The 26,293-nt window shown below is 32.6% G+C and carries 28 protein-coding genes; 22 read left to right on the forward strand and 6 right to left on the reverse strand.

Translation table 11 applies throughout. The features are described 5' to 3' along the window. Nucleotides 1-203 precede the first annotated feature (203 nt). Both C564_RS0115525 and C564_RS0115530 read right to left on the reverse strand, forming a co-directional pair. Entirely contained in the window at nucleotides 204-1,889 is a 1,686-nt protein-coding gene (locus C564_RS0115525) for a M3 family oligoendopeptidase (protein ID WP_018765930.1), read from the reverse strand. Between the two features lie 17 nt (nucleotides 1,890-1,906). Continuing rightward, a complete protein-coding gene (locus tag C564_RS0115530) occupies nucleotides 1,907-2,845 on the reverse strand; it encodes a DMT family transporter (RefSeq protein WP_018765931.1) in 939 nt (312 codons plus the stop codon). 125 nt (nucleotides 2,846-2,970) lie between these two features. Here C564_RS0115530 and C564_RS0115535 point away from each other — a divergent pair, with 125 nt between their 5' ends. From C564_RS0115535 to C564_RS0115550, 4 genes are all read left to right on the forward strand, one after another. Next, nucleotides 2,971-4,341 (forward strand): aminotransferase-like domain-containing protein, encoded by a 1,371-nt coding sequence (locus C564_RS0115535; protein WP_018765932.1) that lies wholly within the window; start codon nucleotides 2,971-2,973, stop codon nucleotides 4,339-4,341. Between the two features lie 22 nt (nucleotides 4,342-4,363). Continuing rightward, nucleotides 4,364-4,711, forward strand: coding sequence for a hypothetical protein (locus tag C564_RS0115540; protein WP_018765933.1), 348 nt, complete (start codon nucleotides 4,364-4,366; stop codon nucleotides 4,709-4,711). Between the two features lie 12 nt (nucleotides 4,712-4,723). After that, nucleotides 4,724-5,602: an SDR family oxidoreductase gene (locus C564_RS0115545; protein WP_003207199.1), complete on the forward strand. Its 879-nt coding sequence runs from the start codon at nucleotides 4,724-4,726 to the stop codon at nucleotides 5,600-5,602. A 209-nt stretch (nucleotides 5,603-5,811) separates the two neighbouring features. Next, complete coding sequence (locus tag C564_RS0115550; RefSeq protein WP_003197850.1) at nucleotides 5,812-6,048, forward strand: DUF3947 family protein; 237 nt, start codon at nucleotides 5,812-5,814, stop codon at nucleotides 6,046-6,048. A 26-nt stretch (nucleotides 6,049-6,074) separates the two neighbouring features. Here C564_RS0115550 and C564_RS0115555 read toward each other — a convergent pair whose 3' ends face one another. Further along, on the reverse strand, nucleotides 6,075-6,290 hold the full coding sequence (locus C564_RS0115555) for a spore germination protein (protein ID WP_003207198.1): 216 nt from the start codon (nucleotides 6,288-6,290) through the stop codon (nucleotides 6,075-6,077). Between the two features lie 321 nt (nucleotides 6,291-6,611). Between C564_RS0115555 and C564_RS0115560 the strand changes: the two genes are divergently transcribed. From C564_RS0115560 to C564_RS0115575, 3 genes are all read left to right on the forward strand, one after another. Then, nucleotides 6,612-7,064: a CHRD domain-containing protein gene (locus C564_RS0115560; RefSeq protein ID WP_003207197.1), complete on the forward strand. Its 453-nt coding sequence runs from the start codon at nucleotides 6,612-6,614 to the stop codon at nucleotides 7,062-7,064. A gap of 373 nt (nucleotides 7,065-7,437) precedes the next feature. Continuing rightward, nucleotides 7,438-7,992, forward strand: a complete 555-nt coding sequence (locus C564_RS0115570) for an undecaprenyl-diphosphatase (RefSeq protein ID WP_018765936.1) — start codon at nucleotides 7,438-7,440, stop codon at nucleotides 7,990-7,992. Between the two features lie 304 nt (nucleotides 7,993-8,296). Further along, a complete protein-coding gene (locus tag C564_RS0115575; protein ID WP_003197861.1) occupies nucleotides 8,297-8,794 on the forward strand; it encodes a DUF421 domain-containing protein in 498 nt (165 codons plus the stop codon). Here the strand turns inward: C564_RS0115575 and pdxR are convergent, their stop codons facing one another. Next, on the reverse strand, nucleotides 8,795-10,261 hold the full coding sequence (pdxR, locus tag C564_RS0115580; RefSeq protein WP_018765937.1) for a MocR-like pyridoxine biosynthesis transcription factor PdxR: 1,467 nt from the start codon (nucleotides 10,259-10,261) through the stop codon (nucleotides 8,795-8,797). Nucleotides 10,262-10,409: 148 nt separating this feature from the next. On the opposite strand from pdxR, the gene C564_RS0115585 reads away from it, so the two are divergent. Next, nucleotides 10,410-11,327: a DMT family transporter gene (locus C564_RS0115585; protein WP_003197865.1), complete on the forward strand. Its 918-nt coding sequence runs from the start codon at nucleotides 10,410-10,412 to the stop codon at nucleotides 11,325-11,327. Between the two features lie 180 nt (nucleotides 11,328-11,507). Here the strand turns inward: C564_RS0115585 and secY are convergent, their stop codons facing one another. Continuing rightward, nucleotides 11,508-12,812, reverse strand: coding sequence for a preprotein translocase subunit SecY (gene secY, locus C564_RS0115590; protein ID WP_003197867.1), 1,305 nt, complete (start codon nucleotides 12,810-12,812; stop codon nucleotides 11,508-11,510). Nucleotides 12,813-13,468: 656 nt separating this feature from the next. Here secY and C564_RS0115595 point away from each other — a divergent pair. From C564_RS0115595 to C564_RS0115645, 11 genes are all read left to right on the forward strand, one after another. Then, a complete protein-coding gene (locus tag C564_RS0115595) occupies nucleotides 13,469-14,260 on the forward strand; it encodes an arylamine N-acetyltransferase family protein (RefSeq protein WP_003207195.1) in 792 nt (263 codons plus the stop codon). Between the two features lie 192 nt (nucleotides 14,261-14,452). After that, nucleotides 14,453-15,103 carry a YdeI/OmpD-associated family protein gene (locus C564_RS0115600; protein ID WP_018765938.1) on the forward strand — a complete coding sequence of 217 codons (651 nt, stop codon included), beginning with the start codon at nucleotides 14,453-14,455 and terminating at the stop codon, nucleotides 15,101-15,103. Nucleotides 15,104-15,429: 326 nt separating this feature from the next. Beyond that, a complete protein-coding gene (locus C564_RS0115605) occupies nucleotides 15,430-16,545 on the forward strand; it encodes an NAD(P)/FAD-dependent oxidoreductase (RefSeq protein WP_018765939.1) in 1,116 nt (371 codons plus the stop codon). A 189-nt stretch (nucleotides 16,546-16,734) separates the two neighbouring features. Beyond that, a complete protein-coding gene (locus C564_RS0115610) occupies nucleotides 16,735-17,298 on the forward strand; it encodes a GNAT family N-acetyltransferase (RefSeq protein WP_003197888.1) in 564 nt (187 codons plus the stop codon). A gap of 126 nt (nucleotides 17,299-17,424) precedes the next feature. Next, nucleotides 17,425-17,799 (forward strand): nucleotide excision repair endonuclease, encoded by a 375-nt coding sequence (locus C564_RS0115615; RefSeq protein WP_003197890.1) that lies wholly within the window; start codon nucleotides 17,425-17,427, stop codon nucleotides 17,797-17,799. 175 nt (nucleotides 17,800-17,974) lie between these two features. Continuing rightward, nucleotides 17,975-18,598, forward strand: a complete 624-nt coding sequence (locus C564_RS0115620; RefSeq protein ID WP_018765940.1) for a DUF4352 domain-containing protein — start codon at nucleotides 17,975-17,977, stop codon at nucleotides 18,596-18,598. Between the two features lie 142 nt (nucleotides 18,599-18,740). Continuing rightward, on the forward strand, nucleotides 18,741-19,520 hold the full coding sequence (locus tag C564_RS0115625; RefSeq protein WP_018765941.1) for an undecaprenyl-diphosphate phosphatase: 780 nt from the start codon (nucleotides 18,741-18,743) through the stop codon (nucleotides 19,518-19,520). A gap of 304 nt (nucleotides 19,521-19,824) precedes the next feature. After that, the gene (locus C564_RS0115630; RefSeq protein ID WP_018765942.1) at nucleotides 19,825-21,156 is read left to right on the forward strand and encodes an NAD(P)/FAD-dependent oxidoreductase; all 1,332 of its coding nucleotides are present in this window, start codon (nucleotides 19,825-19,827) and stop codon (nucleotides 21,154-21,156) included. An 81-nt stretch (nucleotides 21,157-21,237) separates the two neighbouring features. Continuing rightward, entirely contained in the window at nucleotides 21,238-21,759 is a 522-nt protein-coding gene (locus tag C564_RS0115635; protein ID WP_018765943.1) for a GNAT family N-acetyltransferase, read from the forward strand. Nucleotides 21,760-21,791: 32 nt separating this feature from the next. Next, nucleotides 21,792-22,313, forward strand: a complete 522-nt coding sequence (locus tag C564_RS0115640; protein WP_018765944.1) for a YfiT family bacillithiol transferase — start codon at nucleotides 21,792-21,794, stop codon at nucleotides 22,311-22,313. A 5-nt stretch (nucleotides 22,314-22,318) separates the two neighbouring features. Then, nucleotides 22,319-22,792, forward strand: a complete 474-nt coding sequence (locus C564_RS0115645; RefSeq protein ID WP_018765945.1) for a GNAT family N-acetyltransferase — start codon at nucleotides 22,319-22,321, stop codon at nucleotides 22,790-22,792. A 177-nt stretch (nucleotides 22,793-22,969) separates the two neighbouring features. Here the strand turns inward: C564_RS0115645 and C564_RS0115650 are convergent, their stop codons facing one another. Then, nucleotides 22,970-23,347 carry a PH domain-containing protein gene (locus C564_RS0115650; protein WP_003197904.1) on the reverse strand — a complete coding sequence of 126 codons (378 nt, stop codon included), beginning with the start codon at nucleotides 23,345-23,347 and terminating at the stop codon, nucleotides 22,970-22,972. Nucleotides 23,348-23,538: 191 nt separating this feature from the next. Here C564_RS0115650 and C564_RS0115655 point away from each other — a divergent pair, with 191 nt between their 5' ends. The 3 genes from C564_RS0115655 (at nucleotide 23,539) to C564_RS0115665 (ending at nucleotide 26,217) form a co-directional block, all read left to right on the forward strand. Next, complete coding sequence (locus C564_RS0115655; protein ID WP_018765946.1) at nucleotides 23,539-24,390, forward strand: patatin-like phospholipase family protein; 852 nt, start codon at nucleotides 23,539-23,541, stop codon at nucleotides 24,388-24,390. Nucleotides 24,391-24,594: 204 nt separating this feature from the next. Continuing rightward, on the forward strand, nucleotides 24,595-25,788 hold the full coding sequence (locus C564_RS0115660) for an alpha/beta hydrolase (RefSeq protein ID WP_018765947.1): 1,194 nt from the start codon (nucleotides 24,595-24,597) through the stop codon (nucleotides 25,786-25,788). Between the two features lie 21 nt (nucleotides 25,789-25,809). Next, on the forward strand, nucleotides 25,810-26,217 hold the full coding sequence (locus C564_RS0115665) for a J-domain-containing protein (RefSeq protein WP_018765948.1): 408 nt from the start codon (nucleotides 25,810-25,812) through the stop codon (nucleotides 26,215-26,217). Nucleotides 26,218-26,293 lie beyond the last annotated feature (76 nt).

Consider the following 26,293-nt stretch of genomic DNA (forward strand, 5'->3'; position numbering starts at 1 on the left):
AAGGATCGAATAGTTATTGATTCCTTTAAATTATCATATAAATACCAACCAGTTGGTGTTTTGCTTGTAAGTCATCATCTCGAAAAATATAATATTATTATGTAAACTAATAATGATAAACTAAGACTCTATTTTGAAAAATATAATTTCAAAATAGAATCTTTTAGTAAAGGTTAAATTAAGTAACACGTAGGCTTGATTACTCATATTTTTTCTAATAACGCTAATTCCTCTTCAACAAAACACATCAAATCCTTAATTGTTTCACCAGAAAAGTCAAATCGAATTCCTGCTGCTTCATATACTGTTTTTACAGACTTAGAACTACCTAAAGATAATGCTTTTTTATAGTTTTGCAATGCTTGCTGAGGGTTTTCTTTATATTGTTTATACATTTGTAAAGCACCAATTTGTGCAATTGCGTATTCAATATAATAGAAGGGTACTTCAAAAATATGCAGAACAGATAACCATTGTGCGACGATCCAATTTTTATAGCCATCTGTATTTACGATGCTTGAATTATATAGAGAAGAAAGTTCTAAAAACTTAGCATTTCTTTCTTCGACAGTATGAGTTGGATTCTCATACAACCAGTGTTGAAATTGATCAATAATCAGTGTAATTGGTAAATACTCTATAATTTGTGTTAATTGTTCTCGCTTAGCTTGTTTAAAATCTTCTTGATTATTATAAAAAACATCCCAGTTGTTCATTGTAAATAGTTCCATTGTCATACTTGCTAATTCAGCAGTCTCCATTGGTAAATGTTGATATTGATGTATCGAAATATCTTTCATTAAATCATGATGAATACAGTGACCCATCTCATGTAAGAAAACAACAACATCATCTTGTGTTTTTGTTAAATTCATAAAAATAAATGATAACTTAGATGCGGGCAAATATTCACAGAATCCACCAGGTGCTTTCCCTTTTCTGCTTTCCAAATCTAGATGGTTATGCATTTTTTCTAGAAGAGCTGAAAAACTTGAATCAATCTCTGCGAAAAGTGTTTTGCTTTTTTCTATTAATTCATTTTCATTTTTTACAGGGTGTAAAGGTTTATGATCTGCAGGTACAGCATGTATATCCCACGGACGTAACGTATCTACCCCAAGCTTTTCCTGTAATTCTTTATGCATTTTTTCTTGAAGCGGCACAACGTATTTACGAATAGATTCAGCGAATTTATTGCATTGTTCGGCCGTATAATCAAAACGCTCGTATTTTTTAAACATGTAGTCACGATAATTCATTAAACCAACGTTCCTAGCTTTTTTTGTTCGAAGCACAATTAACTGATTTAAGATTTCTTGAATTTCATTCTCTACGGATAAAAACTTTTCAGAGATAGCAGTCATCGCTTTTTGACGAATGTTTCGATCAGAATCTTGTAGATATATTCTTAATTCAGAAAGGTTTACCTCTTCACCGCCCCACATAGAAGAGAGATTACCAGTGATTTCAAAGTATTTTGTTATTAACTCATCTTCAGTAACCTCTAAACTAATATTTTCTTCGTTAAAGAGGCTTCGAATGTTTTGGATTTTTGTATCTAAGAATCCAAACTGAGAGGGATCTAACTGGAAGCGATAGGGTGATTCATAATATTTTTGATCTAGTAGACTTTTATAACGTTTTAATGTAGGCTGTACATTTTTTTGATCAAAGTCAAAAGCTTCTTTTACCTTTATATCATTTGTATTTCGTTGAAAAGCAATATAATGTTGCATGAGTTGCTCATTGATAGAATTTAAAGTCTGTGATTGTTGTATTAACCAATTCTCAAGTTCTTGATTAGAAGATATTGATACGTTTAATAATGTATCCAATTCTTTTGTTAGTTCAGCTATATTACTAATATTAATAGGCATTACCTGCTGCATGAAAAATCCCTCACTTTTTATTTACTAATAGAGGTATTCTTTTCTTTTATATGAATTCCTTTTTTACCTAGGAAGTTTGTACCTACTATACCAAGAACAATCATTATGGCCCCAACGATATGATAGTATGCAATTTGTTCGTGTAAGAATAATACTCCTGCACTAATTGTAATAAGTGTAGATAGATTACTAAAGACACTCATTTTAGCTGCTTCCATATAAGACAATGAATAATTTAATAAAAATGCTGTTAGCAAAGAAGACAATAATCCTAAATATAAAATAGATATAAGAAATGTTCCGTTTGTAAATGGTTTAAAGTATATATTTACAGTACCTTCATTCATATGTCCAATGATAGCGATTAAATTGAAACTAAGAAACCCAATCATTGTCATCATATATGTTAAGTCTATTAACTTAAATTTCTTTGTCATTTTTCGTGCTAAAATATTGTAGCAAGCAGATGATAACGCTGATAGCAGAATAAAAGCAACTCCTATAAAATTAGTCTCATGAGTTCCTGTGCCATTCATAACAAATATATAAATAACACCAATTACAGAAATGAGTACAGATATTTTTTGCCATGCATTTGTAAATTCTTTTAAAAAGTAAGAAGCGAAAATCATTGTGAATATCGGAATGACAGCTTGGATAATCCCAGCTTCAGACGAGCTTGTATATACTAAGCCGAAAGCCTGGAACGCAAAGAATAATGCTGGGTAAAAGATTGCTAGTGGTAAAAGTGAAAGTATGTTTTTAAATGAAATATTTAATTTTACAAAACCAAAAATGATAGGAATAGTTGCTATTAAAAAAGCAACTGTAAAACGGTGTGCAAGTGTATCAAGAGGAGTTGTAACCGTTAATGCTAATTTCACAAACATAAATGAAAATCCGATAATAAAGGCATATACTAATGCGGCTGTATATGCTTTAGTTGTGTTTTTCATAATTTCACCTCATATAATTGATTTACTACTGGCCAGTATATGTACATGGTAATCTTTCTGAATCGGTGCTATAATGTGAACAAATACAAACTGTACCGGTACAAAATAGACGTTGAGGTGTAATCATGTATAAATATTTAAATGTATTAAATGATTTAGAAAGCATGATTCAAAAAGGAGAGATAAAAGAAGGTAGGAAATTACCGTCTATACGTTCACTCGTATCACAATTTGAGTGCAACAAAGCAACCATTATACGTGCGCTTCATGAATTAGAGAAGCGCCATATTATTTATTCCGTACCTCAAAGTGGATATTATGTGGTGAAAAAAATGGGGAATTATGAAGAAGATGAAACAGAGAATTTTGATTTTGCATCTTCAGCTCCAGATCCTGATGTATTTCCTTACTTAGATTTTCAACATTGTATTAATAAGGCAATTGATACGTATAAGAATGATTTGTTTATATATGGTACACCTAAAGGGCTGCCATCTTTAATTTCAATTGTGCAAAAACAACTAGCGAACTATCAAGTTTTCGCAAAAGAAGAAAATATCTTTATCACCTCAGGAGTTCAGCAAGCTCTAGTTATATTAACTTCAATACCCTTTCCAAATCAAAATGAAACGATACTTATTGAGCAACCGAGTTATCACTTATTTATTGAATATCTAGAAACAAATCGTACTCCTGTAATCGGAATAAAACGCACTGCTAAAGGTATTGATTTATTTGAGTTAGAAAAGATATTTCGAACGGGAAAGATAAAATTCTTTTATACCATCCCAAGATTTCATCATCCACTCGGCACTTCATATTCTAAGAAGGAAAAAGAAAAGATTATTTCTCTCGCAAAGAAATACAATGTATTTATAGTAGAAGATGATTATTTAGCAGATTTAGAACAAAACCCAAAGGTAGATCCACTATATAGTTACGATAATTCTTCACATGTAATCTATCTAAAAAGTTATTCGAAGATTATTTTCCCTGGATTACGTGTAGGTGTGGCAGTTATTCCTGCTTCTATTGCAGAAGCGTTTCATAAATATAAAAAGCTATTAGATATTGATAGTTCAATGATTTCCCAAGCTGCTTTAGAAATTTACATAAAAAGCGGGATGTTTGAACGACACAAACAAAAAATCCAATTGTCATATTACGCTAGATCTAAGGCGTTATCTGGAGCATTAGAAGAAGCTTATAAAGAAAATCAACATCTGTTTTGTAAAACAGAAAGCAAAATAGGAATACATACGTGCTTATCATTACATAAAAGTATTGTCACGGAAACGCTTATTAAAAACTTAGGGCAAAATCAAATATTTATAGAGACTGTTGATAAAAATTATTTGTCTTCTTTCCGTAAAGAAAAACTTTTAAAACTGAATGTATCAAATATGAAAGAAGATAAAATTAGGATAGGAATTCATAGAGTAATCGAAGAAATGAAACAAGTAAATCGTGTAGATTTCCATTTTAAGAAAGACTAACACTTCATATAGGAGGTTTATTATGAAGAAAAACATAATAGCCTTGTTGATATGTATTGTCGTAGGAACCGGAGTGATAGTAATGGTTATGTATAATAAAGGAAGTGAAAATTGTAAAGGGGTTGCTATTCATATAAAGTCAGTTATTGTAGATGGCAACAACCTTTCTATATCGAATGTTAAAGTTTATGCAGACTCAATCGTAAATAAAGAACTTGCTATTTCAAATTCACAAGGTGAGTTCGAATTTTACACTGGTGTTTGTGGTAAGATTACGCTACAATTTGTTACTCCGGATGAGGAAATATATACAAAAAAGTATGATAGAGGGCATGTACCTAAATTAATTAGACTGGAAAATAAACATTAAGGAGAATTGTATATGAAACCATTACAAGGAAAAGTCGCAGTTGTAGCTGGTGCGACGCGTGGTGCTGGAAGAGGTATTGCAATGATGCTTGGTGAAGCAGGAGCAACTGTGTATGTAACAGGAAGAAGTACAAAGGGTAATTTATCATCAATGGGAAGAACAGAAACGATTGAAGAAACAGCAGAGCTTGTTACAAAACAAGGAGGAAAGGGGATTTCCGTACGTGTAGATCACACAGTGGAAGAGGATATTAAAGCATTATTTACAAAAATTCAAGATGAACAAAACGGCAAACTTGATATTTTAGTAAATGATGTTTGGGGCGGAGATCCGCTTACTGAATGGGGAAAACCATTTTGGGAACATGACTTACATAATGGATTACTTATGCAACAACGTGCTGTCCATTCACACATGATGACAAGTTACTATGGTACCCCCCTAATGGTGAACAATAAGAAGGGCCTTGTAATTGAAATTACAGATGGTGTCGATTATCAGTACCGTGGTAACCTATATTATAGCTTAGCAAAAATCTCAACCATCCATTTGGCAGAAGCAATGGCGAAAGATTTAGAGGAACATCATATTACTGCTGTTGCGGTAAGCCCTGGATTTCTCCGTTCGGAAGAAATGTTAGATTTATTTGGTGTAACAGAAGAAAATTGGCAAGAAGGTGCAAAGAAAGATCCACACTTTATCGCATCTGAAACACCTTTCTTTATTGGTAGAGCAATCGCTGCTTTAGCAAGTGATTCGAACGTTCATAATAAAACAGGAAAATCCCTTAGTTCTTGGGGATTAGCGAGAGAATATGGATTTAAAGATATTGATGGAAGACAACCTGATTGGGGAAAATATTTTGAAGAGAATGTTTTAAAAGGACAATGAGTATTGTATAAAATGAAATGAAGACTAAGAACCATGTATATATCGGTTCTTAGTCTTCATTTTCGTTTTTATAAATATTTTTGCTGCACCTTCATTCCTTCTAACGGTGGACAAAAGGCTGTTAAATATTGTTACGCTTTAGAACTTTTTAAAACTCATATCCATAATATATAAAACAGTGTGTGGATGATTATATAAGAGGGAGTTGAATGAATATGAATGTTCCATATTTTAATAATGAAATTCGAGTTCCTGCTGTAACATATACTTCAGCACAAGGTACACTTCAATCTGTTCAGCAGGCATTACAAGCGCAGGTACAAACAATGCAGATGCAAGATATGCATTTTGACTATCCGTCTGTACAATATTATTATCCTACGTATATGACTCAGAATGGGATATATTTTTCAACAATTCTAATTGGTGCTGTGTACAATTTATAAAACTGATTTTATTACTCTTAATAAAATTAAGCTGTTCCAACTTGATTTTGATCTGCAACATCAGAATCAAATGTATTCGTTGCACTCACACCGTTAAAGGTATTAGTTACAAAAGCAACATTAGATGATCCTGAACCATTATAGGCTTTTGTATTCTCTTTCGGAGAAACATTATAGAAATCACCTAAGTTAAAAGAACCGTTACTATTTTGAACAACAAGATTTCCGACAACAGAGGGCATAGTCTTCACCTACTTTATTAGATTAGGGATTGTTAAAGTCACTATATGATTTATTTTTGTAAAAGTGCAGCTTAGCATAAAGCGAATTTGAGCGGAAGAGAAATGTATCGTATGAACCAAAGACATCATTGAACAAAAAAATGCATAGATTTGTGGAATTGAGATGGACTCTTTTTTATTAATATTTCGTACTATTTTGATAAATGCATTAAGAAAAAACATTGATAAGATTCCATTAACCCAAGAAAATGTATTTATCGTTGTGCATCTAAAAGCGATAAATCTATTTATAGTAAAAACGTGCAAGCTGTTTTCTATCAAATGAATAAAATACATTATTTAATGAATAGGGAAGTGAACTATACTTTGTCTAAATATTTTTTAACTAGATTAACAGGGTGGGAAGAAGTGCCTCTTGTAAAAACAGATGCTTGCGGTTTAGTACTATTTAGATTTAATAATGATTTTACAGGACTTCGATTTAAATTGGTGCTTAATGATATAGAAATATTGACTGCTGCTCACATTCATCTAGGGATGCGAGGCGAAAATGGTCAGGTTGTCGCATTTCTTTTTGGACCAGTAACGCGTGGTATTAGTGTCAATAGAGGAGTGGTAACGGGAATAATTGTAGAAAGTGACCTTACTGGTCCTTTACAAGGTATGTCCTTGTTAGAACTAGCAAGAAAGATGGAAATCGGCAATTCGTATGTAAACGCTCATACGGAAAACCGTCCAAACGGAGAAATTCGAGGGCAAATAAAAAGGTTTTAATCTTTCTTAACTGTATATAGTCTGTTCTTACAGGTTATAATTCCATATTTTTATTACTTATAAATATGATGACAAAAACCTTTAGTCATAATTATGACTAAAGGTTTTTGTTGTGGGGAAATTTATATAGAACCAATAATTTTTAGGGAGGTAAAGTTCATGGAAGATAATAAAAAATCAATTCTCGCTTTTATAGTGTTATTTCTAGGTTTAGGACTCATTGTTGGAGGGATGGTTTATAGTTTGTGGGGACCATTTTAAATTCATTGGTGAACAATTGCCACCCAGGCAATTCAGTCATAAACTGTTTTCCATTTTTTTATTAGTTAATGGACTTTATATATCATTTCAGAAATAAAGGAGAACATTTATAATGAATTATATGCTGTTTAAGGTTATAAATCGTCTTGCTGGACGAGGAACTACTATGGATGCGATAATGGTTTTTCTTTCACAGAAGACGCGTTATCTATACCTTTTCATATTAATATTTATGTGGTTTAGAAACAATTTCTACAAAAAAATTATTTTGTATGCAGGAATTTCAGCAGGAGTTACTTTATTTATAAACCGTATCATCCAACTTTTTTATTTTAAACCTCGTCCTTTTATTTTCCATCGAATTCGTTTGCTTATCCCATCAAAGAGTAATTCCTCATTTCCAAGTAAACATACTGCCTTAGCTTTTGCTGTAGCGACTTCCGTTTTACTTCGTGAACGTTTAATTGGCTCTATTATGTGGTTATTAGCAGTTTGGACAGGTTTTTCACGTATTTGGGTAGGACATCATTATCCATTTGACATAATCGGGAGTGCTGTTATAGGTAGTCTAACAAGTGTGATTATTGATAAGAATACATATACATTTCAGTCTCTTATTACTTGGATTATAAATATATATTCATCGTTCACAAAATTATTTAAATGAAAAAAGAGAAAAATCCCCTATGTCATTCTTGGGAATTGTACCAAATAAAAAGAGAACATCCGCTTCTTTTGTTTTGTGCAGTAGAGCGAGAGAAGGCGCAAATTGAAAACTTTTGGTGAGATTTGAAAAAAATCTAGTTGAAGGATGAGGAGAAATAAGGATTGACTAGGATAACTAAAAACAAGTACATACTAGATAGGGCTAGTATATACTTGTTTTTAGTTTTTAGGAACTGTGTGAACAATAGAGAATTTAATTAATGGTAATGTTATTCATAAATTAGCATTAAAGGAATGGATTGTTGATGAATATTTTTTTTGAAAGCATAATTTTAATTGTTACGGGTATCCTCGCTTTAAAATTAACCGGAAGTAAATCAATTAATCAGATGACAAGAGCTGAAATTATTATCGTTGTCTCTATTGGGCGTATTATTGTAGAACCAGTGCTAAGTAGAAAAGTAGGACCGTCTATCCTTGCTGCTTGTATATTTTCAGGTGTTTTATTTATTATTCATTATGTAGAAATGAAATCAAGAGGGATGGAACAATTTTTAAATGGTAATAGCATTGTTATTATTGAAAATGGAGAAATTTTAAAAAATAATTTGAGACGTACGAAAATGACAGAACAGCAACTGCTGATGTATTTAAGAGAACAAGGAATTCATGATATTAAAACATTACAACAAGCAACGGCAGAACCGAACGGTCGCGTTGGTTATCAACTAACAGCTGGAGCACAACCAGTTACTTGCGAAATGTTAGAAAAGATATTGCACCAATACAACCTGAAAAAATAGTTAATATGGAGATATATTAACTGTTTTTTGTTGTTTTAGGGAGTTTAGCAATACGTTATGAAATCTTTTTAATCCAATCAACATGTCTTTTTCATTTAACATAGAATAACTAATTCGTAAATAGTTATATTTTGATTCATGATTCAAAAAACAAGCCGTTCCTGGTAGAAAAGAAACGTTCGCTTCATTCGCTTTTTTAAGTAACATAAAAGCATTGATTGAATCTGGAAGTGTAATCCATAAATTAAAACCACCTAGAGGTTTTTGAAAATGAATTTCCCCTGTTAGAGAAGTTAATATTTCTAGTGTTGTATCGCGTCTTAGTTGTAATGCGGTGCGTAATTTTTCTAAATGATTTTTCATTCTTTCTGCTCGTAAAAATGGAAGAAGTGCCTTTTGTGTTAGTAACGGACTTCCTATATCCATCGAAGCTTTCACAGCATATAACCATTCAAAAATAGGTCCTTCTACAGCTAATGCTGCAATACGAAGGCCTGGCGCTAATGTTTTACTGAATCCTTTTAAATATATAACGTGACCATTTGTATCAAAGGTTTTAAGTGGAGGTGGAATTATAACTTCATCAAAATATATTTCCCCAAAAGAATCATCTTCAATTATAAAAAAATGATACAGTTCTGCTAGTTCTACAAGTTCATTTCTCCTTTGGCTACTCATTATAGTACCTGTAGGGTTTTGAAAAGTAGGATTTACATATACTAAAACGGGTCTCTGTTTTTGACAAACTTCATCGATTAAATCAGAGCGAATTCCTTGTTCATCAAGCTCAATTGGTATGATTTTAACCCCTTTGTTTATAAATACATCAATTGCTGCACCGTAGCACGGGCTCTCTATTATAACTGTATCACCTGGTTGTAACAATGTTTGAGCGATTAAATCAATTCCTTGCTGGGCGCCACTTGTAATTAATAAATTAGAAGGATCTACAGCTAGTCTTTGATAATCTTTTAAGTATCTTGCAATTTCTATTCGAAGCTCTTCATCTCCTTGAACTGGTCCATAAGTTGCTAATATCATTTGATCTTTGTCTATTATTTTTTGCATTTCATCCGAAAGAAATGGATTAGGTAAAAGACGAGGATAAAGAATGGCCTGTGAAAAATCATAATATTTCCTATGTTGATTCATTACATATTGAGATCGCATGACATTGATTGATTTCGTATGTTGCCAATCATACGGCGTAGGCTGATGCTTCCGATGTTCATGTTTATGTATATACACACCTTTTCCTTGTTTAATTTGTACATAACCTTTTGTTTCCAGCTGTTTATAGGCTTTACGAACGGTTAATATACTTATTTTCAAATCATCTGCTATAGTACGTAAAGAAGGTAAGGAATCACCATGTAATAACATTCCACTTTGAATCCGCTCAACAACTTGCATATAAATTTGTTGATAGAATGGTATATTAGACTCTTTGCGTAGTACAATTTTCATGATCTCACCTGAGTTTCTTTTTAATTTAATTAAATCTAAAAACATATGTAGGAGCAACTATAGATTTATCCAACTGTTATATACGTTGATATACTGTTATACACTGTTTCCTCTATACTCATCTTAAAAATCAAAAGGAGGAAACATAATGGTCATTTTTAATTATATTTTAATTTGTATGATTTTCGGCACAACATTTTTAACGATAAAAATTGGGATTGAAGCGGGGGCACCACCATTATTCTCGGCGGGAATCCGTTTCTTTTTAGCAGGTGTTATTCTAATCATCATATTTACCTTAAAACGGAAAGGTATTATACCATATCTACTTTCAAAACGAATTATATATGCTGGTTTTTGTTTAACCTTTATGACATTTGCAACATTATATTGGGCTGAACAGTATATTTCTTCGGGTTTAGCAGCTGTTCTTTCTGCAACAGGGCCAATGATGATTTTGTTATTACAATCGAAGAGAAATAAAACAAAACTACAACGGGAGCAATTTTTCGCTCTAATCATAGCGCTTATTGGAGTTGTTTGTATCTCCTTACCAGGGATACACCAACAACTCACTTTTATATGGAGTATAGCTTGCCTTGTCATATTAGTCGGCGAATTATTTTATGGCATAGGTTCCATCCATTCAAAAGAAATACTTTCAGATCTGCCAAAAGTATCGCCGTTTCTCATTAACGGAATCCAAATGTTTTACGGTGGACTTTTTCTTCTGATTAGTTCTATTTTTATAGAACAGCCAAATCTCGATATATTAACATCTTGGAGTGTTCAATGGCCTATTCTATATCTTATCTTTGTAGGGTCAATTGGTGGGCATGGTTTATATTATTGGCTCTTGTCAAAGACCAATCCAGTATTCCCATCAACTTGGCTGTATGTATCCCCATTAATTGCTGTTATTACAGGATACGTATTTTTAGGGGAACCAATTAATCCAGTAATGGGAATCGGAGCGTGTCTCATCTTGATTGGTGTATTTTTAGCAAATCGCTCTACACTTGGAGTGTACTTTAAACAGGGGAGATTATTGAAAAAAGAAATGTAACATGATTGTATTTTAGTTGTGAAATAGAAGAATAAAATAGTGTGTTTATGACAATGGAATTGATATGTAATTAAATGTTTTTTTATATGTATACTGTTGTTTTTCAAAGTTACATAAATAAAAACCCTCTCATATAGAAAACGAGAGGGTTTCATTATGCCTAATTTGTATGTAAAAATATTAGTTTACTTTCTTTATAAACCCTTTATAGTGACGTTTCACAAGCTGGCTTTCTAGTGTTTTCATTGTTTCTAACGCTACCCCTACAATGATGAGTAAACTTGTACCACCAATTTGAGCAGAAGGTGGTAAAGTAGCCACTTTCGTAAATACAATTGGTAAAATTGAAATAGCACCTAAGAAAATTGCACCAATAAACGTTAAGCGATACAAAATTTTTGTTACATATTGCTCTGTCGATTTCCCTGGTCGAATACCTGGAACGTAGCCATTTTGCTTTTTCAAGTTTTCGGCCATTTGTTCAGGATTTACTTGAACAAATGCATAGAAGTATGTGAAAGCAATAATGAGTCCAACGTAAAGGATCATTCCAACTGGATGTGTAAAGTCCAGATTTGTACTTAACCATTTAGATATATCAGAGTTAGGGAATAACTGCGCAATGGTCCGTGGTGTCATTAGAAATGCAGAAGCAAAAATAACAGGAATTACACCCGCACTGTTTACTTTAAGCGGTAAATGTGTATTTTTTGCCCCTTGATATTGATTATTCCCTGAAACAGCTTTTGCATATTGAATAGGTATTTTACGAATTGCCTGTTGGATGTAAATAACACCAACAACGATCGCTAAAATAATGAGTCCAATCAATACTACTTTTACAATATGCATAAAGAGTTGATCTCCAGCATTTTGAAATTGTTGTAAATAAATTTGATTTACGACATTTGGAATCGCTGCAACAAGTCCTGCAAAGATAAGCATTGAAATTCCGTTACCTACGCCGTTTGCAGTAATTTGTTCACCTAACCAAAGTAAAAATGCAGTACCGGCAGTTAGCACTGTAGCGATAAATAAATACGTAGTCCATCCTGGATTAGAAATTAGTTGCCCGCCTGCTATATTGTTAAAGCCAATAGACATTCCAATGGCTTGAATAAATGCGAGAATGATTGTAAAGTATCGGGTAAACTGAGCTGATTTTTTACGGCCCATTTCCCCTTGCTTTGCCCACTCTGTAAATTTAGGTACAACATCCATCTGTAACAACTGTACAATAATGGAGGCTGTAATATATGGTGTGATACCTACAGCAAAGATTGAGAAGTGTTGTAAGGCTCCTCCGCCAAATACATTAAGCATACCTAAAACATTGGCTTGATCTTGTACTTTTAATACCTCTGCGTTAGTATGAGGAACTGGTATAAACGTGCCAATTCGAAAAACAATTAACATTGCAAGTGTAAAAAAGATTTTCCTTCTTATCTCAGCTACTCTCATAAAGTTTGAAATCGTACGAAACATCGTGTCGCCTCCTGTATTTTTTAGCAGTTATCTAAAAAGAAAACTGTTTTTTTATATCCTGATGAACGAACTACAAGCCTCCTTCCGTGTAGAATTCATTTGACAAATGGATTTTCATACATTTTGTAGTGTTGTTATGGATATAAAAAATACAAACGTTTTTATAAGCGATAGATTTATTTTCGTAATCATTCAATAACCATAATATAACTAATAAATAAAAAAATGTACATAGATACGCATGAAAAATGAATGAAAAGGGTAATTCTTTACATTGTTATATGAAGAGTTGATTACATAAGTTTGTAATTGTTATCTATGTATAAGTAGAGAATTATCTACAATTGATAGCAGTCAAGTTGTGGCTGTAGCGTGGGATTAAGTGTTAATAGGAAGTGTGTTTACTCCAAGTGATATTCATACACCTTTATGGTTATGGAATCAATATTTCTGGACCTTGTTGTTCAAAACACATTAAAATAAAATGAAAAAGAAGTAGATGCTGGTGTTTCAAACATCGGTATCTACTTCTTTTTATTAAAAATCAGGAATTTTGTACCGGTACAGTTATTGTAAATGAACATTGTTGATGCTCTTCATAGCTTTTAAAATTAGCATATAATACATTCACTCTAAATATTGAAGGGGTGCTTTATATGACAGAGTTACAAGATCAGTTTTTTGCAAGGTTAAACCTAAAGAAACAACAGATTGTGAGATTTGAGGACTTGAACAAAATAATTAGCGCAATTGCGTATGAAATTCCGTTTGAGAATTTAGATATCGTAACAGGTAATACGAAAGAAATTTCTAAAGAGAATTTACAAAAGAAAATACTAATGAGTTCACGAGGTGGGCTTTGCTATGAAATGAATTCTATTCTATATTACTTATTAAAAGATTGTGGATTCGATGTGAAGTTGGCATTAGGCACAGTTTATAAAAGTGATTTAAATGTATGGGCTCTTGAAGAAGGCCATATTACAATCATTTTAAATTATGATTCAGTATCGTATTTAGCTGATGTAGGAATTGCTTCACTTGTACCTCTCACACTTGTACCGTTTACTGGTGAGATTGTTACTTCAAAAAATGGCGAATATCGTGTTAGGAGAAAAGATACAGATAAAGGAACTTATATTTTAGAAAGACGAGACACTCATTCGTGGCATGACCCACATGAAAAGATAGAATGGAAAGTATGTCATGCTTTTCGTACGGATCCTATTGATGAAACAACTTTAAATGAAGTTCAAAGAAAAGTCATAGAAGATGAGAATTCTAGTTTTAATAAAGGGCCGATTGCAGTAAAACTTACGCATTCTGGATATGTCTCTTTGACGAAAGATAGTTTGACTCAAGTAATGAATGGCCAAAAAAGGAAAAGTGTAATTACAGAGAATCACTATAGGAAGCTCTTACATGATATATTTAACATTGAAATGTAAACCTTACCTTTGCATTCAAAATAGAAATAGTATGATCCTTAATGTAAAAGCGTCATGGTAAATAAATGAAAAACCAAACTATTTATTTGAAAAACGAATTAAATAAATGGTTTGGTTTGCACAGCAAGGTCATTTTCTTTTATGGTAATATAGGTACGATAAAAGTAACAATGAATAAAAAAGGAGTCTACTATGTCAGTTATCGATAAATTGAACCTTAGTAAATATAGTAATATGGCAGTGATTAATCAACCAAACGATTATGCCCTTTTTACTGAACACGCAATTAAGTTATCTAAAGATCATGATGCTATTTTCATTTTTGTAGAAACAATTGATGAGATGGTGAAGTACACGCAACTTATTATTAATAAGCAAATATTACTCGAAAAAGGTTATTTATTTTTTGCTTATCCCAAAAAAGGTAACACTCGTTATGAAACTTTTATTCACAGAGATGAAATATTCCCAGCAATGAACGTTGGAGAAGATGGATATGTAGGTAATAGTGATATTAAGTTTGCACGGATGGTAAGTATGGATGATGTCTTTACTGTCGTTGGTTTGAAACGCGAAAAAAAGAAAGTTAAAAAGACATCTGCTGCTAGTCAATGTGTTTCTGATTATGTAGAGAATATTAAAGATGTAGAAGCATTATTAGCTAATCACCCAAATGAACTTCAGTTTTATCAAAGTTTAACACCAGGCTATCAAAAAGATTGGGCACGCCACATATTCTCAGCAAAACAGCAACAGACACGTGAAAAGCGTGCGCAGCAAATGGTTGAAATCCTTTCACAAGGTTATAAATCAATTGATTTATTCCGCAGAAAGAAGAAATAAAGAAGATTTAATAGTAAAACTAGGATATTCAAAAAGAGTGGAATTTTTTTAAAGTGTAGTTATAGGTACCGTAAGTCTAATTTTAAGATGTAAAACATATTCTTGATCTCATCAAGAATATGTTTTTTTATGAACTTCCGTTTTCGATATCAAAATACATAATGATGACACAATTAATAGAAGAGAAAAGTTGAAAAAACATCTCCTTCAAGTATACTGAATATGACTCAGAATTTATGAGAGTGGCTTTTTACAGCACATAAAATGTGTAGAGCTCTCGTGCAGTAAATAGAATATAAAAGAATGAATAAGAAAAGGTGTTTGAAATGAAATCGTATATTGTAGTTGGAGCTGGAATTTTAGGGGCGTCTACTGCTTATCATCTCGCTAAAGAGGGAGCTCGTGTTACTTTGGTTGATCGCCAGGATTTAGGACAAGCAACGGATGCAGCAGCAGGAATTGTATGTCCATGGCTTTCACAACGGCGTAACAAAGCTTGGTATAAAATCGCGAAAGGTGGAGCGAGATATTACGCTTCTTTAATCCAGCAATTAGAAGAAGATGGTGAAATAGATACAGGTTATAATCGAGTAGGTGCTATTAGCTTACATACAGATGATAAAAAGTTAGATCAAATGGAGGAGCGAGCATATAAACGACGTGAGGATGCTCCTGAAATTGGCGAAATCACTCGTCTATCACCAGAGGAAACAAAAAAAATATTCCCGCCGTTATCGGAAGAATATGGAGCTGTGCATATAAGCGGTGCTGCTCGGGTAAATGGACGAGCACTTCGTCAATCTCTTGTAAATGCTGCGAAAAAACATGGTGCTACCCTTATAAAGGGAGATGCTGTTTTAATTCATGAAAACAATTATGTTAAAGGTGTTCATGTAAATGGTGAAACAGTAACGGCAGATCAAGTAATTGTTACTGCAGGAGCATGGGCAAATGAGTTGTTAAAACCTCTTGGTGTTAACTTTCTTGTGACCTTCCAAAAAGCACAAATTGTTCATTTACATATGCCGAATACGAATACTGAAAATTGGCCAGTTGTTATGCCGCCAAACGATCAATATATTTTAACTTTTGAAGATGGCCGTGTAGTTGTAGGTGCAACACATGAAAATGATACTGGTCTTGATTATCGTGTTACAGCTGGTGGTTTGCATGAAGTCTTTGATAAAGCATTGTCTGTGGCACCAGGGTTAGAAAATAGTACGATGCTGGAAACAAGAGTTGGTTTTAGACCATTTACACCAGGTTTTCTTCCAGTCATTGGTCCGTTACCTAATTTTAAAGGTATACTAGTTGCGAACGGCCTAGGTGCTTCTGGATTAACAGCAGGTCCATACTTAGGTTCAGAACTTGCAAAACTTGCTCTTGACCAACCGATAGAATTAGATTTAAGTCATTATGATGTAGCTGGTGCACTTGAATAGTGATTAGATCTAGAAACAAAAAAAGATTAGGAATAGCTACCTAATCTTTTTTTGTTTCTTTTTATATTTGCAGAGGAAATTTTGAGCATTTTGGAGAAAAGCTATATTGATTGTAAATTTGAAATAGATAGCATGAAAATTATAAATCAATTACACATACAATTTTAGAGGATTAAGGAGTTGCCTTAAGTGTATAACGTTGAAATAAGAAGACCAATCATTGGTGATTATGAAGAGTTACATCGATTGTTTCATACAGTCATTATAGATACGTTTGCTGGAGAAGGTTTATCGGAGTTCGCTGGCGATATAGAAAATGAAATTGAAACTAAAAAACAGTACTTGAAATGTGACTTTGATAGCGATGGGAAAAATCGATATTTTTTGATCGCTGTAGACAAACATTGTAATAAAATTATCGGCACAATTGAATTTGGGCCATCTAGTAAACTGATTAATAATTGCACAGATGGCGCATTAAAAGACTTATATGAGATAGGGACTGTATTTGTACTCCCGAATTACCAAAGACGCGGCATAGGTAATTTGCTTTTAAATGCGATTTTTCTTACCTTATTGGATAAAGGAATAAAAGAATTCTGTTTGGATAGCGGATATACTAACGCACAAAAAATATGGAAGAAAAAATTTGGAGAGCCTAACTTTTTGTTAAAGGATTATTGGGGCGAGGCGTATGATCATATGATTTGGAGAAAATGCATAAATGATATACCTATAATATTTAGTAGATAATGAAAGTTGTTTTAGCAAATCGATTGTATAAATTTAATTAAATTACATTTATAATCAACACGCATAGCTTTTCTTTCATACTTATGCTATTATTTACCTTTACTATAAAAGAGGACGTGAAGTAACTTGATTAAAATTGATTTACCTGCAGTTGATGTTTCTATAACAGAAAGAAAACAAGTAATAAAAGGCGATGAGCCAAGAATCACTCCAATTCATGGATTCATTGATTTCCACCTGTTTCCAAGAGATAAAGGCGGCATTTTTATGTTTTATAACATTAATGATGAACTTCTTTTTGTTGGGAAAGCACGTAAAATAAGACAACGTATTAAAAAACACTTTGAAGACAATGTTTCACCAATTCAAGCACATCGCGATGAAGTATACCGCATTGATGCATGTATTGTAGAAGATCCAATGGAAAGAGAAATTTACGAAACATATATTATTAATGAGTTTCAAGCGAAGTATAATGTTGATAAGGTATTTTATAAATAAAATAAGAGTAATTTAAAACATGATCTTAGTATTATATTAAGGTCATGTTTTTTTATTTAATAAAAAACATTTGATCCCCTTAGACTATTCGACAAAATATAACAATGCAAAAAATTGTTTTTTGCTATGATAAATAGGAAATTTATATATTGTGTTTATTGGGGGATAAAAAAGGATGTTGAAAAAATTTACTACATGTATTTTGGGTGGCGCTTTAGTATTTAACTTATCTGGGTGTGGAAGTACATCTGACAAAACTTCTTCTGAATCTAAAGAAACCACTTCTAAGCAAGAAGAAAAGAATGTGAAAACAAACGATACAACGAAAGGGAATACAGATTCGAAAAACACGGAACAAACAAAAGAAAAGACAAAAATAAAAGAAAAAGAGTATTCATTAAACAAAACTTTTAATACGCCAAAATTTGATGTAACTGTGAAAAGAGTTGTAGAAAGAGATAAGGTTGGTAAAGAAAGTATAGGGATCCAAGAGCCTGAAAATGGACATGTCTTTATTGTTATAGAGGTTGAAGGGAAAAATATCACAAACGAACCGATGAAATTAGCAGTTTTGCCATCAGTTGATTTAGTGGATGAAAATGATAATGCTTACCAAAGTGATGTGTGGGCAACTAGTAGTTATGAGGTTGAAAAAGGCGAGACCTCTACTATTAGTAAGGAATTAAAACCTGGTGATGTAAAGAGAGGAAATAAAGTTTATGTGATTAATAAAGAAAAGTTTGATACAGGTAAATGGTATGTTCTTGTTAATCATGAACATAAAGAACAAATTAAATAAAGTTTATGTTAAGAGGGTATATACCCTCTTTTTTTGTTGTTTGGAAAAGTCCTTAAATCTTGAATTCCTTTACCTTTCTTTTCTTTCATAACAGGTAAAAACAAACATATACTGGTACAAGCAAACAAGAAAGGAGACAATCATGAACTGGTTAGAAGCTTTTATATTAGGAATTATTCAGGGATTAACGGAATTTTTACCTATAAGCAGTACTGGACACTTGTATTTAGGAAGACATTTGTTTCATTTAGATGAAGCTGGGCTTTTTTTAGACACGATGCTGCATATTGGTACCCTGTTAGCGGTGTTTATTTATTATAAAAAAGAGTTTATCTATTTAATTAAAAATCCACTTTCAAAGCTTACATTTTTACTCATTGTTGGAACAATCCCAGCAGTTATAATTGGCTTATTATTTAAAGATTTCTTTGAAGAGATTTCAAAAACGGGTGTAACAATCGGATGGGAGTTTTTAGTGACAGGTTTGTTTTTATATATGGCAGAGAAACAAAAAAATGGACGTAAGAAAATGGATGACATTACATATCAAGATGCTTTTATTATTGGTTCGTTTCAAGCGTTTGCTATTTTTCCAGCAATCTCTCGTTCTGGTATGACGATTGTCGCAGCACTTTGGAGAAAATTAGATCGTGAAACAGCTGCATATTTTTCGTTTTTGTTATCTACTCCCGCTATTGTTGGAGCAATCATTTTACAGTCTGTAGACGTATTTCAAGGGAAAGCTGAAAGCATTTCAAGTACATCGTTAATCGTTGGCACCTTATCTGCTGCATTTTTTGGATATATTGCAGTATCTTGGATGATTCAATATTTAAAGCAGCATTCTCTTAAAGTATTTGCATATTATGTTTGGGCTCTAGGCATTATTATTTTAACTTTACAGTTCACTAGCGTATTTTAAGGAGAACGACCTTGAAAAAATACAGTCATGCAATAATCTTATTTTATGCTGAGTCTTGCTGGTGAACGTTATTAGATAAACAATGCTATTTTTAGCGGAATTACATGTTGATTCTTTGCTTAAATAGTACTTGTAATTAAGAGGAAAGACGAATAAATGTTGATAAAAAAATCCTGTTGCGCAATTTTATAGCAGGATTTTTTATTTTATGATTCTATTAATATGTCAGAAGAATAAAGAGGAAAATGAAAAATTTATTTTAGCATCATGAAAGTAGCGGAAATATCTTGCGGGAGGTAAAAAAATGTTAGGAAAAGCAATCGTTATTGGTGGAAGTATAGCTGGGAAACTAGCAGCAAAAGCTTTATCTGATTATTTTCAAGAAGTAATAATTTTAGAAGCAGGCGAAGAATGGAATGAAAAAAGGCCTAGAAAAAGAGTACCTCAAAGCCATCATCCTCATGTGTTATTAAAAGGTGGTGAAGTAGCAATTGAGAAATTATTCCCGGCAATTATGAATCAATTAAAAGAAGATGGTGGTATCGAAAATAATTTTACTGGGGATTTGAAATGGCATCATTTTGGTTTATGGAAACAACCATTTATCGGAGAGTTGAATGCGGTTCAACAAAGTCGTCCTATGCTTGAGTGGCACATACAAAAAAGAATGAGTGAAGTAACTAATATTACAACAAAATATGAAACAATGGTTGAACAATTGATAATCGATCAGCAGCATAACAAAATCTCTGGAGTAAAAGTGCGATGCGTGAAGACCGGAAATAAAGAAAATTTCCACGCAGAACTAGTTGTGGATGCAAGTGGATTTGGTTCGAAAACTATAGAATGGTTAGAAACACATGACATAGAAGTAAAAGAAGAAAAAGTATGGATTCAATTATTTTACGCGACTAGGGTATTCCGTCTAAAAAAGAATGAATATCCTGATTGGTGTAATTTACTTATTTCTCCTAGCTTTCCTGAAAATCCTTATGGCGCCTTTATTCAAACCATTGAAGACAATCGATATTTCGTGACTTTTAGCGGATATGCCAATGAAAATGCACCAAAAACAGATGAAGAATTTCTTGCATTTGCTCATAAGTTACCTGCACCAGATGTCATTCATTTTCTTGAACAAGCAGAGCCAATTACAGATATAAAAATACATAAGATTCCATACCAAGTTCGTCGTCGATTCGATTTAGTGAAAAATATGCCAAAAGGATTTTTAGTAATTGGAGATGCTCACTGTCGCTTTGATCCAGTTTTTGGACAAGGAATTTCTGTCGCTGCTATGGAAGCTGAAGAATTACAAATGTGTTTAAAGAAGGGGAAAGTGCTAGAGAAAGATTTTACGCGTGACTTTTATAAGCGAATTTCAAAAATTATTGCAACGCCGTGGGAAATGGTTACTACAGAAGCTTTCCGTCACCCTAAGATAAAAGGAGAAAATCCTTTTATACAACCATTTCAACAATGGTATACGAAAAAAATATACCAACTTTCCGCGAGTAATACAGACGTTTACATTCGTTTAGTTAGGGTCATGAACCTTATGCGTAGTCCCCTACATCTTCTTCATCCTAAGGTATGGCTTGCTATTCTTACAACTCGAAAAAATAAAGGAGGTTAATCTCATTACAAGCAGTAGGATTTTAACTATTAAATGGAGAATTTATAAGTAGATAATTGATTAAAAAGGAATGAGTCATGAATGGAAATATACATAGAAAAATTAAAGAAACAAGATGCGGAAGAATTGTTTGCTTTTGAGAGTTATAATAGAACTTTTTTTGAAAAGATGGTACCGAGTCGTGGTGATGATTACTATGTTTATGAGATGTTTCAATCTAAACATGATGAATTGTTAAAGGAACAAAAAGAAGGCACTTCCTACTTTTATCTTATACGGAATATGGAAAAAACAATTGTAGGTCGAATAAACTTAGTAGACATAGAGAAAGATAGACAATTGGGATATCTTGGTTATCGTGTAGGAGAAAATTTTATCGGAAATGGAATTGCAACTAAGGCCGTCCAATTACTCTTAATTCAAGCAGCAGACCATCAAATTATCGAAATTCATGCAAAGACAACAAATAATAACATTGCTTCACAACTAGTATTAGAAAAAAGCGGCTTTTCACGTACCGCAATTGATAAAAAAGGTATAGAGTTAAATGGTCAAATGATTAATTTCATTCATTACGTTTGGAAACATACTAAAGTATTATAAAGGAAATTTTAAAACAAAAGGGGAACAATACAATGCAGGACTTACGTTATCCAATTGGGAAGTTTACTTATGAAGGAAATATTACGGAGGAAATGGTAGAAAAGTGGATTCAAGAAATTGAAAATCTCCCTGCAAAACTAACAAAAGCAATTAACGGTTTAGATAAAGAACAGCTAGATACACCTTATCGAAAGGGTGGATGGACAGTACGGCAAGTTGTTCATCATGTTGTTGATAGTCATATGAATAGTTATATTCGTTTTAAGTTAGCTCTTACAGAAAATAACCCGACAATTAAACCATATATGGAAGAGAAATGGGCAGAGCTCCCTGATTCAAAATTACCTGTAGATGTTTCCCTTGTATTATTAGATTCATTACATAAAAGATGGGTAAATGTATTAAGCTCTTTAGAGCAGATAGATCTTGAAAAAACTTTTAATCATCCTGAATCAGGTGAAACAAAACTGGAGGTAGCAATTGGATTATATGCATGGCACGGTCGGCATCATACTGCACATATCACTTCTTTACGGGAGCGATTAGGGTGGTAAATGTTATGGGAATAACACTAGAAAGAGCAATAAGTTTTGATGCGGAATATATTTTCAATATTCAAGTACAAGCATTTAAACCGTTATTAGAAAAATATAAAGACTATAAAACGAATCCTGCTAATGAAACAATTGATAAAGTAATTACAAGAATAAACAATCCTTATGGTGGATTTTATAAAATATTAGTTGATAATACTCTTGCGGGGGCTATTTGTATATTTTGGAAAGAAAAGACAACGGAATTCTGGATAAGCCCTATGTTTATTTTGCCTATTTATCAAGGGAAAGGGGTAGCCCAGAAAGCACTCGTTTTAATAGAGAAGATGTTCCCACAAGTAACTAGTTGGGAATTAGCTACCATTTTAGAAGAAGAACGTAATTGTTATCTGTATGAAAAAGTGGGCTACATTCAGACGGGGTTAAGAAAGAAGTTGAATGATAATACAACACTTGTTTATTATAAGAAAATATTATAAAAATAGATTTTAAAAGGATAGATACAACAGAGTATATCTGTATTATCTATCCCTTTATTTTGGTCCTATATAATACAATGCTGTGAAGTTTTTTTGTATTTTTAAAACAAAACAATGCATGTTGTTCCAAAAAACACGGGGTTATAACTTTTGTTTTTGTATAAAAATGCAAAGGTGTTATTTTGTTGTATATTTTACTAATGCTTTTTGAACGCTTAAAATACTGTCATCACTTTTAAATTCCTTTGTAATCGGTTCATGCATACTAGATACCCAAATTTTAAGTTCTGCATCTAAATCAAAATGACCTGCTGTTTCAATGCTAAATTGTGTAATGCTTTTATATGGAATAGAATGATATTCTGTTTTCTTACCAGTTACTCCTTGTTTATCTACTAAAATCATTCGTCGATCTGTAAATACAATTAAATCTCGAATCAATTTATACGCATACTCAACTTGTTCATCATCAAGCATAATCTTCTGTAAGTCACGCTCAACATTTTCTGTACTCGTATCAGATGCATTTCCGAAAATACCACTAAATAAACCCATATAAAATTCCTCCTTTATGATCTGTGGAATGAGTTTCTTTTATTGTATCATGTTATAGACTAAGAGATTCTTACAATGCAGCAAGAGCTTTTTTAAGCAAATGCAATGAATTTATTGATACTTCATCATAATATCTTGTGCTAAAATATAAGTGTTTAGAAAATCAAGAAACAAATATAGAGGGATTATAAATGAAAAATATCGGTTTAGTATTAGAAGGTGGAGGCATGAAAGGGTTATATACAGCAGGGGTACTTGAGTACTTTATGGAAAATGATTTGTTTTTCCCATATGTAGTTGGAGTATCGGCAGGAGCATGCATGGGTGCAACTTATTTATCGCGTCAAAAAGGAAGGAATAAAAAAGTAAATACAGAGTTAGTATCTGATCATCGTTATATATCTTATCGAAACTTAATACGAAAAAGAGAATTGTTTGGTATGGACTTTCTTTTTGATGAAGTGCCTAATAAAATTGTACCATTTGACTTTCAAACTTTTTTACATGAAAATGAGCAATTTGTAATAGGCACAACAGATTGCGAGACAGGACAAGCTGTTTATTATAATAAGCAAGAGCATGGGAATGATATATTGAAAATTATTCGCGCATCAAGTTCTGTTCCATTTATTGCTCCAGCTGTGGACTATGATGGTAAAAAACTTTTAGATGGGGGAATCATTGATCCTATCCCTGTTCGAAAGGCACAAATAGATGGATTTCAAAAAAACATTGTTATTATGACAAAGCCAAAAGGATATGAGAAAAAGCGTAATAAGTTTTCACCAATGGCAAAATATTTATATAGACGATATCCGAAAGTCTCTAAGCTTTTAGTAGATCATTATCGGTTTTATAATGAGAGCATTTCATACATGTCTTCAGATGAACAAAAAGAAAACTTTTTTGTAATTCAACCAAGCATGCAGCTTCCTGTTAGTGGGATTGAAAGAAATAAGGACAAGCTTGTTAATTTATATAATCTTGGGTATCAGGATGCAAAGAATCAGTATGAGCAGTTATTAGAATGGATAGAGAAATAATAACTATAGGGGTGAACAGTGGATACTAGGAAACAGCACGTAAATTATCACTTTACTATCTTGATAAATAAGAATGTAAACACACAGACTATATTGTTTGTGTGTTTTTGTTCATAAAATATACAATATTAGTACCCTGTTTATATAGGGATTTATTTACAAAAAAAGAAGTACTAATATACTGCGGTGGAGGAGGGAAAAGGAATGAAGTCAATACTAAGCCCCAAAATAACAGAGCTTACAGATCAATTAAGCAATGGAGATACACGAGCTTTTCATACATTTTTAGATGAACTCAAAGCAAATGAGACGCCACTTATAGAAACTTGTCCAATGAATAATCAGTATCATCTTATTACTTACATATGGCTAGGCGATAAAGACACAGAAAATATTTATGTATTTGGTAGTTATCCTGGTTGGGATCTTCATTCTAATCGACTAGAACGGCTTTCAGACACGAATTTATGGTACAAAACATTTAGAACGAACAAAAGGTTTATTTCTATCTATCACTTTTCAGTTAATGATTATTTTGAACAAAATTGGATAGCGCGTAGTGAACAGTATCAGTTAGATCCATTTAACAGTCATATATTCGGAGAAGGAACAGATAGAGCAGCTGTTTTAGAAATAGGAATGGAAATGCAGTACGATAAAAGATTCCCTAAAAATTATAATTCTCAGGGAAAAGTTGAAACATATTCTTTTTACAGTTCTGTTTTAGGCAATACACGAAAGATATATATTTACACACCTCATGATTATTCTCTTACATCAAGCCTTCAAAATCTTATCCTCACATTTGATGGAAACTCATTTATGCAAAATCTTTCAGCACCAGCAACACTCAATCATCTCATTCATAAACAAGAAATACCTTCGTGTATTGTTGTTGGAATTGAACACGTAGATCGATTAAATGAGCTTACTTATAACGACAAGATGAATGCATTTTTAATAGAAGAGCTACTTCCTTGGATTCAAACAAAATATCATGTATATAAGGATCCGGCGCATGCAACAATTGCTGGTTTAAGTTTAGGTGGCCTAGCGGCGTTTTATGCAGCACTTCAGAATCCTCATGTTTTCGGAAATGTGCTGTCATTGTCAGGTTCTGTACATTGGAAAAAGGACGGGTATGAAGAAAAACTTCCCTGGATGGAGAAACAATTTTTATCAATTAGTAATACGCTGAGATTACGTATGTATATGGCAGCTGGAACTCTTGAGAACGAACCGCTGTTACAAGCCAATAGGAGCTTGTATAAGGCGCTTAGAGAAAAAGGATACCAAATTACCTATAGTGAGTTTCAAGGCGGTCACGACGAGATTTGGTGGCGAGAGCAACTTGCTGAAGGTTTATTAGCATTAAATAATTCAAGATCGTTATCTTAAAAAGAAATGAGGAGGTAAAATATGAATCAAAAGGATTTAGATAAAGAGTTAAAAAAACAAGAGATTTTAGTAAAGGATGAGAAGGTTTGGGATTTCACGTATGAAGATCATATTAGTTCTATCGTTAAGCGGGCAGAAAAATCAGGAGCTTTTGATGACCTACCTGGCAAGGGGAAACCACTTAATATTGATAAAAGCCTTTCGTATAATCCTGAAAAACAACTTTATAAAACATTGAAAGATAATCATGTTTTACCTAGGTGGATTGAGCTTTCGAAAGAAATTGATTATTTAAAGGAAAAGCTGAAAGAGATTACAGATTCTAAAGAAGCAGCAAAGCTAGTTCGGACTATTAATAAAAAAGTTTTGGAACATAACCTTTTGTGCCCAGCATCTGCACAAAAAATGAGAGTGAAAATGGATTTTTAGTATTTTTCAATAAGCCTATTTCTTGTTATATAATTAAAATAGGCTTATTTCATATATTATGCAAAGGAGGAGTAGA

This window comes from Bacillus sp. 105MF (assembly GCF_000374885.1).
In the GTDB taxonomy this organism is placed as follows: domain Bacteria; phylum Bacillota; class Bacilli; order Bacillales; family Bacillaceae_G; genus Bacillus_A; species Bacillus_A pseudomycoides.

Bases quoted from the DNA above. Each gene is read 5' to 3' on its own strand.
- C564_RS0115525 (WP_018765930.1), bottom strand. From the start codon at position 1,889: ATGCAGCAGGTAATGCCTATTAATATTAGTAATATAGCTGAACTAACA.
- C564_RS0115530 (WP_018765931.1), bottom strand. From the start codon at position 2,845: ATGAAAAACACAACTAAAGCATATACAGCCGCATTAGTATATGCCTTT.
- C564_RS0115535 (WP_018765932.1), top strand. From the start codon at position 2,971: ATGTATAAATATTTAAATGTATTAAATGATTTAGAAAGCATGATTCAA.
- C564_RS0115540 (WP_018765933.1), top strand. From the start codon at position 4,364: ATGAAGAAAAACATAATAGCCTTGTTGATATGTATTGTCGTAGGAACC.
- C564_RS0115545 (WP_003207199.1), top strand. From the start codon at position 4,724: ATGAAACCATTACAAGGAAAAGTCGCAGTTGTAGCTGGTGCGACGCGT.
- C564_RS0115550 (WP_003197850.1), top strand. From the start codon at position 5,812: ATGAATATGAATGTTCCATATTTTAATAATGAAATTCGAGTTCCTGCT.
- C564_RS0115555 (WP_003207198.1), bottom strand. From the start codon at position 6,290: ATGCCCTCTGTTGTCGGAAATCTTGTTGTTCAAAATAGTAACGGTTCT.
- C564_RS0115560 (WP_003207197.1), top strand. From the start codon at position 6,612: ATGAATAAAATACATTATTTAATGAATAGGGAAGTGAACTATACTTTG.
- C564_RS0115570 (WP_018765936.1), top strand. From the start codon at position 7,438: ATGAATTATATGCTGTTTAAGGTTATAAATCGTCTTGCTGGACGAGGA.
- C564_RS0115575 (WP_003197861.1), top strand. From the start codon at position 8,297: ATGAATATTTTTTTTGAAAGCATAATTTTAATTGTTACGGGTATCCTC.
- pdxR (WP_018765937.1), bottom strand. From the start codon at position 10,261: ATGAAAATTGTACTACGCAAAGAGTCTAATATACCATTCTATCAACAA.
- C564_RS0115585 (WP_003197865.1), top strand. From the start codon at position 10,410: ATGGTCATTTTTAATTATATTTTAATTTGTATGATTTTCGGCACAACA.
- secY (WP_003197867.1), bottom strand. From the start codon at position 12,812: ATGTTTCGTACGATTTCAAACTTTATGAGAGTAGCTGAGATAAGAAGG.
- C564_RS0115595 (WP_003207195.1), top strand. From the start codon at position 13,469: ATGACAGAGTTACAAGATCAGTTTTTTGCAAGGTTAAACCTAAAGAAA.
- C564_RS0115600 (WP_018765938.1), top strand. From the start codon at position 14,453: ATGTCAGTTATCGATAAATTGAACCTTAGTAAATATAGTAATATGGCA.
- C564_RS0115605 (WP_018765939.1), top strand. From the start codon at position 15,430: ATGAAATCGTATATTGTAGTTGGAGCTGGAATTTTAGGGGCGTCTACT.
- C564_RS0115620 (WP_018765940.1), top strand. From the start codon at position 17,975: ATGTTGAAAAAATTTACTACATGTATTTTGGGTGGCGCTTTAGTATTT.
- C564_RS0115625 (WP_018765941.1), top strand. From the start codon at position 18,741: ATGAACTGGTTAGAAGCTTTTATATTAGGAATTATTCAGGGATTAACG.
- C564_RS0115630 (WP_018765942.1), top strand. From the start codon at position 19,825: ATGTTAGGAAAAGCAATCGTTATTGGTGGAAGTATAGCTGGGAAACTA.
- C564_RS0115635 (WP_018765943.1), top strand. From the start codon at position 21,238: ATGGAAATATACATAGAAAAATTAAAGAAACAAGATGCGGAAGAATTG.
- C564_RS0115640 (WP_018765944.1), top strand. From the start codon at position 21,792: ATGCAGGACTTACGTTATCCAATTGGGAAGTTTACTTATGAAGGAAAT.
- C564_RS0115645 (WP_018765945.1), top strand. From the start codon at position 22,319: ATGGGAATAACACTAGAAAGAGCAATAAGTTTTGATGCGGAATATATT.
- C564_RS0115650 (WP_003197904.1), bottom strand. From the start codon at position 23,347: ATGGGTTTATTTAGTGGTATTTTCGGAAATGCATCTGATACGAGTACA.
- C564_RS0115655 (WP_018765946.1), top strand. From the start codon at position 23,539: ATGAAAAATATCGGTTTAGTATTAGAAGGTGGAGGCATGAAAGGGTTA.
- C564_RS0115660 (WP_018765947.1), top strand. From the start codon at position 24,595: ATGAAGTCAATACTAAGCCCCAAAATAACAGAGCTTACAGATCAATTA.
- C564_RS0115665 (WP_018765948.1), top strand. From the start codon at position 25,810: ATGAATCAAAAGGATTTAGATAAAGAGTTAAAAAAACAAGAGATTTTA.